Source organism: Rhizobium sp. R711 (genome assembly GCF_002211365.1).
Lineage (GTDB): Bacteria > Pseudomonadota > Alphaproteobacteria > Rhizobiales > Rhizobiaceae > Rhizobium.
Genome location: NZ_LOKZ01000008.1, coordinates 109007 through 120073 on the forward strand (window position 1 = coordinate 109007; position 11067 = coordinate 120073).

An 11067-nucleotide genomic window follows, 5' to 3' on the forward strand; every position below is an offset into this window, starting at 1 on the left:
CAACCGTCAATTCCGGCGGGAGGAAGAGGAGAGATACAATGAAAATCAAGGGCCTAGTAATTGCAACCGTGTTTGCTCTTTCATCGATTTCCGGCGCATTCGCTGCGGAAAATCTGTCCATCACATCTCAAAGCGGCTGGGGCAACAGCGCCGGCACGGCCCAGAGCGGCTTCCGTAACTTCAGCGGCACCGGGCAGCTCGGCGGCTGGAATAGCTCGACGACCATTCAACATGGTGCATTCAATCAATCCGGAACGGCCCAATTCGGCTTCCATAACGACTCGCTTACCGTACAACAGGGTCTAGGAAACGTCTCTGGTACGCTGCAGTTTGGCCATGGCAACAACTCGCAGACCTACCAGTCCGGCGTGGGCAACAACTCTGTGACCATCCAGCATTAGTCGAGTATATCTTTAGGTCAGCGGCCGTGCCGCTGACCTCCTTTACGATGGAGTCCTACAATGATTACTGCCCTCCCCCCCGTCCATTGCATCATCGAGCATCATAAGGAGAGTGGGGATGCCATGACCCTGGTCCCGACGATCGAAAGCGACGGTCGCGGCGAAGGAAGTTATCAGTTCGAGATTTTCTCGAGTTCCAATGGCAATACGTCAAGCAACGTTCAAGGCGGTGATTTCCAGAAGGACAACCCGGGACGGCTCGCGCTTTCAAGATCAACCGTCTCCGTGTCGCCGAACGGATGGAGCGCCCGGCTCACCGTCTATGGTCCGAACGGCGAGAAGCTCTGCGTGGTATCCGTGCCGTGACATTTATGCACCGATGGCACCAACTCCCCACGCGCGGATACCGCGGCTAATTGATTGTATACTAAATTATAATAGTAATAGACCTCAGCGTGTCGCGCCGGCCTGCGTCGGTGCCATCTTGAGGTGACGAGAGAATGCGGATCCGCCAAGCCGTTCTGCCCCAGAAAATGGCCGCAATTCTGGTTGCGGCTCTAGCAAGCCTTACTGGCACGACCTCCCCTGCACTTGCCGACGACACCAAGCTAACACCGCAGAACGAGGACACCGCGCCTAGCCTAGAGATCGGCACCGGCATCAACTGGCTTAGCTTGCCGAGCTGGGGTTCGCGAAGGCCCGATTTCTTCGGAAGCGGAGACAGCAGGGTCGTTGACGACGGCCTCAATATCGGCATCAGCCTGGATCTGCCGCTGGGGCAGATAGGGTCGCAACCCTTTGTTCTGGAGTGGAACGGCAGCATCGCGGACCTTTCGTCCAATTCCACGAGCCGAACGAGCCTTGCCGGTCAGAATTCCCTGAACCTAAGGTTTGGCAACACGGCCAACGGCAGTGTCAATACTCTCACCGCGTCACCGGTTGGCATCCTCCCTGCGGCTGCAGTGGCTGATGTCACGGTAAACGACAGCGCGGGCGGGACGGCGCACATTAACTCCACGGCGTCGTCTTCGGATCCCACTGGCCGGATTACACAGTTTGCGTCAACCAGCTCGATTACCGGCGGCGTATTCACTGCGCTTGTGACCAATGGTGGGACGCCCAGCGCAGCGGCCTATGCGGCCTATGCCGACAATACCGGCCTTACCCTGCAAGCAACTGGTGACCTTAGCAGTAGCGCTATCATCGATGAGCGCGACGAGGATACGACGGTCATCGATCAAGAATTGTTGCTCGGTGCTCCGGTCGACCTGCAAGGCGGCTGGACGGTGACCCCCAAATTCGGTCCGATGTATCGCTCGATCGATCGTGATGTGGATTTTCGCCGGACGCTGGTTATAGGAACCAGTATCCCAGGCGTGGTGGTTCCGCAGGTCGGCGTCGCACAGAACGACGAACTTGATGCACGCTATGTCGGCGCGTTGGCCGAGCTCTCGGTCGCTAAGGCACTGCAACCGGATCTCAGCGTCTCGCTCGATGCGAGATTGGGTGGCGCTTACCTTCACTCGCGTTATAGAAGCCACTACTCTGCGGTCCTGCCGAGTGTATCGACGGGCGCTTTCGACTTCGTCTCCGAAACGCGTGACGATGCCAGCCTGCTTGCCGGAATTGGCGCCGGGCTGCGCTATGCGCCCAAGGAGAACCTGCTTGTCGGTTTGAACGCCGGGATCGACTACGTCAACAAGGTGCCGACGATCAATTACGTCGCAGACGCAGGTGGCGTGTCGCCTACCATCGGCATGAGTCACGCGATCGACTACAACGTTTCCGTCAGCATTACCTGGCGGTTCTGAGCACGATCAGCACATGGCTGAAAGCATCGAAAGGCAGTGCAGAAACTGCGTCTGCCGGTTAACGCCCACGCGTGCCATCGCCGAAGCAAGCTGATTGTGGACGGTGTTTTTTGAGACACCGCGCTGCCGCGCAATTTCCGATGCTGTTTCTCCCCTCAAGAGGCAATAGGCAAGATCGGCCTCCGTCGGCGTCAAGCCAAAAATGGACTTGATTGTGTCAGGCGCCAGCAGGCTGTTTCCACCAAGTTCGCGTATCGTGAGCATGTAAACACGCTCGTTGGTGCCAAAGACATTCTTGAATTGCGATCCCAAGCCAACCCGTCCCGACAATGCGTCCACACTGACAAGCCACTTGATGTTCTTTACCTTGTCTTCGACCCAAGCGACGTGCCGGACACGCCCATGGGTGGCCGCCATGCCGATCAGCCGAGTAATTTCTTCCTGAAGAGCAATATCGACGAAATCGATCACCGTGTCGCTATATTCGACGAGCAGATGGGACGCTTCGACAAACTTTTCGAAACTCGCATTCGCCAGGCGCACCTGATAGTCCTCGGTGATGAGGGCAGAGGGTGCCGATGAACTAAAGAAGGCGCTTTCCATATGTGCGGATTTTTCACGCTCCAGAAGCGTAGCCTTTTGTATGGCAAAGGCCGTCTGAAAGTGCGGCAGTAATTTCATCAGAGTTTCAACAGCTCTGTCTGTTTCGCTTCGACCTGGCCGATCAAATTGAAGCATCAGTGTAATGCGGCGCCCGCCTTCCTTGACGAGCAAGAGCATGAGAAGGCTACCCTCGGCACCAAAGCACTCGTGTACAGGCACGTCCCATTGCGGATTGAGTTTGGCTTTCAAGTCTACCGTCAGGAACGCCCCTTGCCCAAGGGTTAGCGTCGCTGCATGCAATGCAGCTATCATCTGCGGATTGCTGAGCGCGACCTTCGGGACGCCCTTTGCAAACACGCTCGCGCGCCGATCTTCGGCTCCCTTAAAGCCCACGACGGCACCCGCTCCAGCTTTGGTGATGTCGATCAGTTCCGCTAAAAGCTTTTCCCATTCGGGGGGGCTGACAACGGTCTCATAGATCAGTTGCACCAAAGGCAAGTAGATGTCTTCACCAAAGCTATTGATCATCGGACCCACTCCAATGCTGTGGCGAATTTCCAAATTGTCAGATACGGACACGTGCTCTCAGAACGCTATCCGTTCGATACCGTATACAGCGGCACTTTTGCCGCGCTTTCACCTCTCATGAGTAATTCAGGCTACCTTCATCCGGTCCGACCGTGCGGTCGAAGGTGGTTCCCAGCCACTCGCCTGTCGACTCCACGCCTCGCGGCTTAAGAAAAGCCGAAGAGAAGCCACGTCTCAATGCGAAACATCGGAGGTCTCCTCTCGATTGTATTTTCCTGTTCGTGCAGCCAATACTTACAACAACACCGCGCTCATTGGGTCGTCCAAGACCAAACAACGCCAATGCCGGTCGGGAGTAATCCCGACCTCCCCTCTAAAACCTAGAGACTTCTAAGAATAACATGTGCCCTCTTGTTGTAAAATGCTTAATATATACCCACTTATTACAACAATAGGGGTATATATTGTGCAACCTGCTCAAAAGAGCACCGAGGGCCAAGGAGATTTTCCAGGCGCGGAGGCACAACAGACGCGTCAATCTTTTCAGTTTTTCTAGTTTTAGGGCTTGGTTACCGGGGGCACCCAACCATCTCAAATTGCTATTTCAAACAGCAGCGTTACATCGCCTCGCGGCTGGAGGGCCTGAACCGGGACTATGGAACCTCGATCCTTGTCAGCAGTTCGATCCGCGATGCGGTTGAGGAGAGTTTCAGTTTCATGCCGATCGGAACGGTCAGCGTCAGAGGCCGAACAGGGCAGACAGAGCTCTACGAGCTTCGCGGCTGAGCGCCAGCCTCGGAGGAGAGTTGGGCTGCTCTGCAGCTGGTGGGAACGGGTTCCGCTTGGGAGATCCGCCCAGATCTTTCTAGTTTTAGGGGATTGGTTGCGGGGGGATACTTTCATACCGCCGGTAGGAACGTTATTTGTTTGAAATTCCAACGTTTTTTCAGAATTCTTGGACTGCTCCCCACGACGGAGCATTCAAACAGAAGGAAGAACGAGCTATGAAAAATACCTACCTTCAACGTATTCAAGTCCTCGTATCACGCTCGAAATCCTTAACGGTAATGACCAGCGCGTCCAGGCGCCCCCGGTTTTCCGATGAGGAAGTTCACCAGATTTTCGGACGCACCCGCTGCTACTACACGTTCGCCAATGGTATCCGTCGCGTTGAAGCGGACGGTATCTTCGTGCGCTACGAGCTTAGCAACGAAGGCTCGCTCGGCTATGTCTACCGCAATCCCCTGAACGGCGAAAACTGGCTGTTGTGGGTCATCCACCGTCGGAAGACGCAAACCCTTTGCGCTTGCCCGTGTCAACTGAGCCTAGAGGCGGAGCGCACCGCTCCGCCTCTCCTCACCCTATCAGGAGATATCATCATGGCTATCCGCACTTCCGGCGCAGAAAGCGCGCCCGAAACACTCACTCACAAACACAAGTCATCACGTCAACGGTGGTCGCCCCCCAACCCAAACCGACCGTAATTGAACCGGAAATCCTGCCACCTCTTACCAAGCCGGTGGCAAAGACCACTCTCGTTTCAGGTAGAACGCATTGTCGAACGTGCGCTCGAAAATGAAAATCTGGAGGGCATTGAGTACGGAGCCGAATTGATCGGATGGAGTAAACTGAACGACGGCACCACAGCCGCCATCATCTCCTTCGCGCCTACTGCACGCCCGTCCTGATCTGGCAGAACTTACCCCAAATTCATGAGGTCTATGGCCGAGGTGCGGAAGCATTCCTGGCGAACGCTTCGGCCCGGGTGTTTTTCGGCATCACTAACAATCACACCGCCACCTATGTTGCCAACATGCTCGGCAACATGACGACGCTTTCCAGCTCGTCCGGGGTCAGGCATTCCGGGGAGTTATGGGACAGCGGCAATCGCCAGAAGGGCCACTCCGAAAGCGGGTATTGGCTCCTTGACCCTGCCGAAGTGCAACGCCTCCCCCTCACCCGTACCATCATCAAGTTACGCGCCTCACACCGCCTACGGGTACGGCAAGCTGGAAAACGTCCTGTTTACGCGGGAACTCGACCGCCGCTACCGCCAAAACGGTATTTCAGCCGTCGCCTTCCATCCCGGCGTGGTGCGTTCCAGCTTTGCCAAGGACACCACCCACTTCATGCGGATCATCTATCACACCCCCTTGAAGTATCTGATCACCATCAGCCCGGAGAAGAGCGGTCGCGTACTGACTGCATTCGCCGAGGGGAAGCCCGGAATGGATTGGCAGCCGGGAGAAATGTACTCCAACGGTAAGCCAATGGCCGTCGCGTTCAAGGATGACGGAACGGCCGCGCGCGAACTGTGGGAACGCAGCGAGCACTTCGTCCAAGCATTCCTCTCCGGTGAATCCGCTAGTCATGCAAGGCGTTAGGTAGAGAGCACTGCATCAAAGAGACGCAGTGCCCTCAATGTCCCGAACGGGACGCTTTAAGCGTCGTCCCGTTCAGCTTTCGGCTTGCGGATGGTCAGACGCCCGTTGAGCGGCAGGGCCGTAAGCGTATACGTCGATGCCTTCCCCGTCACTATGGGTCCATCCGGCGCCCACCTTCAGCCAGTGCGTTTTGTCGCCTTCCCCTTCCACGACGTAGACGGCGTAGTCGGGTTTGCTCTTTTGGGTCGGTTTCATGTTCGGTTCTCCCGTTGGTTATCCGGCTGCGCCTATCGTGGCCGGTCGGGGGATTCTTTGCGCCCGCGTTTCTGAGCCGAAGGCGGACGCAGGCAACGGCAACACGGGAGCGTAGCGAATGGAGCGGGCAGCCGATTGCCGGCGGCAGAAACCGGGCGCATACCCCGACCCTTCCGGCCGCGTGGCACAGCCGGTAACGGGGAACGACAGGACCCGATCCATAGTCAACACGAAACGCCATCACGCTTGGGAAGACCGCCGACGACAACGGCCCGACAGGTTGCGAAGGGCCATGGAAGATGATCGTGGGAAATACAGCCGAACGGTTCCCTGGCAGCCCTTTTCATCAGGCCGCAGATCATCGGAGTACGCTGTTCGGGGATCGGATTGCGGGAACTTGGTTGCCTCTGACGCTACGAAGGATAAGGCACCTTCACCCATGTCGGGGGCTTGTGCCCTGCCGCCTTGTTGATCGTCGCCTTCAACTTCGCGAAAACCTCTTCGGCGGGAATGCCCGGACCCTTGTCCTCAAGACTTGCGGTGATCTCGCGGCGAAACAATTCCTCACGCAGGTCGGGATACGCATCCAATTCCATAAATACCTGCATGGCCGCAAACACGGCCTCGGAAGGATCAAGAAACCGGCCCCGCTCAACTTCGGTCAGACCCATTCGGCGACGGATGGCACGAGATAGGTTTCCAACCGCAAACCATGCTCTGACGCTTCAGCTTTCAAGGCCGTAGCTTGAGCCTTCTGGGCAGCCCAGTATTCCAGGGGGTAAAGATCGTCCTGCTGGTTTTCCATATCGCTCACAGCCTCTCCTCCAGAGCCTCAGCCGTAATATCCTGCCCGCCGTAGAACACACCCAAAACCAGAACATGCGCGTCTTCGACCACAAATGCGATGCTCGCACTGCGCCGGTAGCCGATAATCCGAAGACCCGGAATAAGGCCATCCCTGACCGTTCCCCTCTTGGGGAACGTCGAAAGCTCGGTAATGAATTGACGAATACCGCCAACATAATTCCACGCAACGACAGGCCCGGCTTTGTCGTCTCTGGCAAGGTCAAGGTAAAGCTGGCGCAATTCCCCTTCGGCCCGCTCATGCAGGATGATCTTGTATGTTTTCATCCCCTACTTGGCTTTCGCCAGCAGGGCTTGATGCTCAGCCTCAAGGCGGGCGAAGGCATCATCCAGGGAAACACCCTTGGAAGGATCGCGCTTCAAATCCGCGTAACGACCCGGAATCTCCTGAGCCACCCAACGCTCACGGGCGTCTTCCTGATCCTCCAGCAACCGCAAGCCCGCGCGGACAACCTCGCTGGCATTGTTGTAGCGGCCCGATTCAAGCTGCTTCTTGATGAATTTCTCATAATGTTCGTTCAGCGCAAAACTCGCCATGGCATGTGCCCTCCTGTCCATACCATTATAGGTCGCCGAACCGGAATTAACAACTGTTATCAACTATTGATACCTTATCTTCGTTCTCAAATAGCGCCCGGCCACGATGAAACGTTCACCATGACCGGGCAAGAGACTGCTCTCTTATGAAGGCCCGCCAAGCGGGCTGACAAATCGGCAAGCGAGTTGTGGCGACACCCGTCCGGGTGTCTTTACCGGACCGTGCGGTCTCGGCTTTCGCGGTAGGACGGCGCTCCCGCCGTCCTTGGCACCTTCCGTCCGCGATTGCCACGCTTGGGCTTTCGGGAATTGATGAACGCGGTATCAAGCGAGGTCTTGATGTGAGCCGCGTAGAATTTTTCAATCATTTCGACGCTGGCGCGACAATTCTTGGCAATCGCATAAACATCAGCACCTTCCATAAGCCGAAGGCAAATATAAGTATGACGTAGGCTATAGGCTGTTCTGGGCTTGCCATCCCGGTCCAGCTTAAGGTTCTGCGCTTCAAGAAGGTTATTGAACATCTTGAGATAATTGCCGGGGAACAGGAGGTCGGTCGGCTGGGAAGCCTTGACGACAATCTCGCGCCCTCTTTGTCCTTCCCGCGAACCGGCTTCAGGCGATCGCGCAAGCGCTCATAGGGCTTCACCGCACCCGGCATGGATTTGCACCAGCCGATCCCGCGCTTGCCGCGCACCTCGATTTCAAGGATGCGCTCACGGCTGTCGGGATCTTCGATGATGGTCACGTCCCGGTGCTGGAGCTGCTTGGCCTCGTCCGGGCGCAAGCCCGTGTTTCCCATGAACAGGATAAAGTCATGCAACTGCTCCGCTTCCCAACGGAAGTGCGGGTTCTTCGGCTCCTTGGCATTCTGACGCGTGGCCTCATAGAGCTGCTTGTATTCGACCGGGCTGAACCATGGCCGGTGCGTGATCTTTCCTTGGGTCTTATACGGTGGCGACAGATCGGGAAGATGGTTGAGCCACTTGTGGCGGATGGCCGTTTTCAGGACCTGACGCAACGTACCGACTTCATCATGAAGGGTACTGCGTGCTGGCGCCTTGCCAGCCGTGGCCGACCCAATCCGGTGAACACGATAATCCTGAACCGTCCCCGCGTTGATTTCCGAAAGGCCCATTTTGCCAAAGAAGGGGATCAGGTGGAGACGCAAGCGAATGCTATGACCCTCGACCCATTTCTGACTGCGCTCACCTTCGGTAATGACGCCATATTCCTGCTCAAACTTCTTTGCAGCTTCGGCGAAGGTCGTCTCCGTCTTCAATAGTCCTGCTGCCAGCTTGCCCCCTCAAGCCGAGATACCAGTCTTCCGCAAAAGCCTTCGCCTGCTCAAGTCGCGTTTCCTTGGTGCTGGCACGATACTGGCGGCCCTTTACCGATGCCGAGCAATGCCACGTGGGCCCCCCGCGCCGGTAGACGTTGACCTTTCCTCCGAGGATTTCGTGGCTCGTCATACACGCCCCCTGTTCATTTTCTGGTTTCGATGCGGATTCCGATGTGAAGCCGGCCGGCATTCCGATCAAAGACCGGCCACCATTCCGATTTGAAGCCGGCCACCGTTCCAATCAAAGACCGGCCAGTTTCGGCACTGAAGATTACCCCCTGGGTCAGCAACTTTGGCATCAAATAGCTCGCGATGAACGAGGGGATTTTGATGCCGGCAAAGAGAAGGCTGACCATGAGACAGTTACGACAAATGCTGCGGCTTGCCGGAAGTGGGACGAGCTCCCGCGAGATTGCGGTCGTCTTGGGAATTGCACGAAGTACGGTGCAGGATAATCTGCAACGTGCAGCAGCAGTTGGATTGAACTGGCCGTTGCCGGGCGAGCTGACCGACGATGCGCTTGAGCACAAGCTCTTCAGTCGCAACGGCATCAAACAGGGCACGAGAAGACGCGTCGAGCCGAACTGGGCCGATCTTGCCGTCGAGCTCAAAAAACCAGGTGTCACCCTGCTCATCCTCTGGGAGGAGTATCGTGGGTCGCATCCCGAGGGTTACGGCTATTCCCGCTTTTGTGAGCTCTTTCGCGGGTTCGAGCAGCGCCTTTCGCCGACGATGCGTCAGGAGCATGCGGCCGGTGACAAAGTCTTCGTGGACTATTCCTGCAAGAAGATCCCGATCGTTGATCGCAAGACCGGCGAGATCCGCGAGGCGGAGATCTTCGTGGCGGTGCTCGGAGCCTCCAGCTTCACCTATGCTGAAGCGACCTGGACGCAAACACTCCCCGACTGGATTGGCTCGCATGTGCGGATGTTTCGTTTCCTGGGTGGCGTTCCCCGACTGATCGTCCCTGACAATCTGAAGTCGGGCGTCAGTCGCGCAAGCTTTTACGATCCCGAGATCAACCGCAGTTACGGCATGATGGCCTCCCACTATGGCGTCGGTGTGCTTCCTGCACGGCCGCGACGCCCAAAGGACAAATCGAAAGTGGAGAATGGAGTCCGTTTCGCCCAGTCTTGCATTTTGGGGCGGCTGCGCAATCAGACGTTCTTCTCGCTGGCTGAGGCCAACGCTGCCATCAGCCAGGCACTCGATCGCATCAACGACCACGTCATGCGTCGGCTGGGCGTTAGTCGCCGGCAACTGTTTGAGAGTGTCGAACGTGCCGCGCTCGCAAGCCTTCCAAGTGAAGACTACGAATTCGCCGAATGGCGTTTGGCCCGCGTGTCGACAGATTACCACGTCGAGTTCAAAACCTTCCTCTATTCCGTGCCGCACAGTCTCATTCGCCAGCAGGTCGATCTGAGGGCGACAGCACGCACCATCGAGATCTTCCACCGCGGCAAGCGCGTCGCCGCCCATCAGCGCCGCTATGGCGGTTCTCGCCTTGGAACAGATCCGGATCACATGCCCAGCTCTCACCGGCGATATGCAGAGTGGACACCGGATCGTTTCCGGCGCTGGGCGGCATCCATCGGCCCTCAGACAGAAGGTCTGGTCATCGGAATCCTTGCTGATCGCCCACATCCCGAACAGGGCTTTCGAACATGCCTGGGTGTGCTTCGCCTGTTTCGCGATATCGAACGCAATCGGGCCGAGGCTGTATCAGCACGCGCTGTCGAGATCGGCGGGCTGAACTGCAAGAGCATTGCATCGCTCTGGATCGCTGGTGGGAAATCATCGCAAACCCCACGCTCGCCGACGCCATACTGGATCGCCTCGTTCATAACGCCTATCGCATCGATCTCACCGGTGAAAGCATGCGAAAACAGCGTTCGCCGACGGCGCTTGAAATACCGCACGCTTGACCTGAAACAAAACCCGATCCAAACATCAAACAGACCCAGGATCAGTCCGAGAAATGGCCGGCATCAAATCGGAACGCTGGCCGGAATGAAATCGGAAAGACTGGCCGGCTTCAAATCGGAATCGATGGCCGGCTTCATCGGAATACGCATTTCGATATGGGGACAGGGAATCACGACCTCAAGGAGCGGTCAAATCGGCGCCGGGTTTTGTGCTAGGTTTGTGCTAGGGGATTTTGGACAAAAAAATAGCTCCGGGGAGACCCGGAGCTATTTGATATTATTCGTAAACTTTGGTTGCGGGGGCAGGATTTGAACCTGCGGCCTTCAGGTTATGAGCCTGACGAGCTACCGGGCTGCTCCACCCCGCGTCCTCTAGGTAAGCCGCTTTGCGGCTTATCCGGTGTGCGTAAATCCGGT

At 56.9% G+C, this 11067-nt stretch carries 13 protein-coding genes, 1 tRNA gene and 2 pseudogenes; 7 read left to right on the plus strand and 9 right to left on the minus strand.

Features of this window, described 5'->3' with window-relative positions; genetic code table 11:
• The first annotated feature begins 38 nt into the window (after nucleotides 1-38).
• The 3 genes from ATY80_RS11825 (at nucleotide 39) to ATY80_RS11835 (ending at nucleotide 2212) form a co-directional block, all read left to right on the plus strand.
• Nucleotides 39-401, plus strand: a complete 363-nt coding sequence (locus ATY80_RS11825; RefSeq protein WP_088692616.1) for a hypothetical protein — start codon at nucleotides 39-41, stop codon at nucleotides 399-401.
• A 60-nt stretch (nucleotides 402-461) separates the two neighbouring features.
• On the plus strand, nucleotides 462-767 hold the full coding sequence (gene csgH / locus ATY80_RS11830; protein ID WP_088692617.1) for a curli-like amyloid fiber formation chaperone CsgH: 306 nt from the start codon (nucleotides 462-464) through the stop codon (nucleotides 765-767).
• Between the two features lie 134 nt (nucleotides 768-901).
• Nucleotides 902-2212 carry a hypothetical protein gene (locus ATY80_RS11835; protein WP_088692618.1) on the plus strand — a complete coding sequence of 437 codons (1311 nt, stop codon included), beginning with the start codon at nucleotides 902-904 and terminating at the stop codon, nucleotides 2210-2212.
• Nucleotides 2213-2218: 6 nt separating this feature from the next.
• Here the strand turns inward: ATY80_RS11835 and ATY80_RS11840 are convergent, their stop codons facing one another.
• Nucleotides 2219-3343, minus strand: coding sequence for a helix-turn-helix transcriptional regulator (locus ATY80_RS11840; protein WP_088692619.1), 1125 nt, complete (start codon nucleotides 3341-3343; stop codon nucleotides 2219-2221).
• Between the two features lie 1004 nt (nucleotides 3344-4347).
• On the opposite strand from ATY80_RS11840, the gene ATY80_RS11845 reads away from it, so the two are divergent.
• Nucleotides 4348-4827, plus strand: coding sequence for a hypothetical protein (locus tag ATY80_RS11845; protein ID WP_088692620.1), 480 nt, complete (start codon nucleotides 4348-4350; stop codon nucleotides 4825-4827).
• Between the two features lie 441 nt (nucleotides 4828-5268).
• The gene (locus ATY80_RS29565; protein ID WP_245306822.1) at nucleotides 5269-5727 is read left to right on the plus strand and encodes a hypothetical protein; all 459 of its coding nucleotides are present in this window, start codon (nucleotides 5269-5271) and stop codon (nucleotides 5725-5727) included.
• Between the two features lie 72 nt (nucleotides 5728-5799).
• Here the strand turns inward: ATY80_RS29565 and ATY80_RS11855 are convergent, their stop codons facing one another.
• The 7 genes from ATY80_RS11855 to ATY80_RS29575 form a co-directional block, all read right to left on the minus strand.
• Nucleotides 5800-5982 (minus strand): hypothetical protein, encoded by a 183-nt coding sequence (locus tag ATY80_RS11855; protein WP_245306823.1) that lies wholly within the window; start codon nucleotides 5980-5982, stop codon nucleotides 5800-5802.
• A gap of 413 nt (nucleotides 5983-6395) precedes the next feature.
• On the minus strand, nucleotides 6396-6578 hold the full coding sequence (locus ATY80_RS28910; protein WP_189637134.1) for a hypothetical protein: 183 nt from the start codon (nucleotides 6576-6578) through the stop codon (nucleotides 6396-6398).
• 65 nt (nucleotides 6579-6643) lie between these two features.
• Nucleotides 6644-6796, minus strand: a complete 153-nt coding sequence (locus ATY80_RS28915; protein ID WP_189637135.1) for a hypothetical protein — start codon at nucleotides 6794-6796, stop codon at nucleotides 6644-6646.
• Nucleotides 6793-7113, minus strand: coding sequence for a type II toxin-antitoxin system RelE/ParE family toxin (locus tag ATY80_RS11865; RefSeq protein WP_088692622.1), 321 nt, complete (start codon nucleotides 7111-7113; stop codon nucleotides 6793-6795). Before ATY80_RS11865 ends, ATY80_RS28915 begins: the two co-directional genes overlap by 4 nt.
• 3 nt (nucleotides 7114-7116) lie before the next feature.
• Nucleotides 7117-7383: a type II toxin-antitoxin system ParD family antitoxin gene (locus tag ATY80_RS11870; protein ID WP_088692623.1), complete on the minus strand. Its 267-nt coding sequence runs from the start codon at nucleotides 7381-7383 to the stop codon at nucleotides 7117-7119.
• 364 nt (nucleotides 7384-7747) lie between these two features.
• On the minus strand, nucleotides 7748-8521 hold the full coding sequence (locus ATY80_RS29570) for a hypothetical protein (protein WP_245306824.1): 774 nt from the start codon (nucleotides 8519-8521) through the stop codon (nucleotides 7748-7750).
• A 100-nt stretch (nucleotides 8522-8621) separates the two neighbouring features.
• A complete protein-coding gene (locus tag ATY80_RS29575; protein ID WP_245306825.1) occupies nucleotides 8622-8855 on the minus strand; it encodes a hypothetical protein in 234 nt (77 codons plus the stop codon).
• Nucleotides 8856-9097: 242 nt separating this feature from the next.
• On the opposite strand from ATY80_RS29575, the pseudogene istA reads away from it, so the two are divergent.
• Both istA and ATY80_RS28920 read left to right on the plus strand, forming a co-directional pair.
• A pseudogene (gene istA, locus ATY80_RS29580) lies at nucleotides 9098-10015 on the plus strand (IS21 family transposase); the annotation flags it as partial.
• 479 nt (nucleotides 10016-10494) lie between these two features.
• Nucleotides 10495-10650, plus strand: a pseudogene (locus tag ATY80_RS28920) (ATP-binding protein); the annotation flags it as partial.
• Nucleotides 10651-10941: 291 nt separating this feature from the next.
• Here ATY80_RS28920 and ATY80_RS11890 read toward each other — a convergent pair.
• A tRNA-Met gene (locus ATY80_RS11890) sits at nucleotides 10942-11018 on the minus strand.
• Nucleotides 11019-11067: the final 49 nt, after the last annotated feature.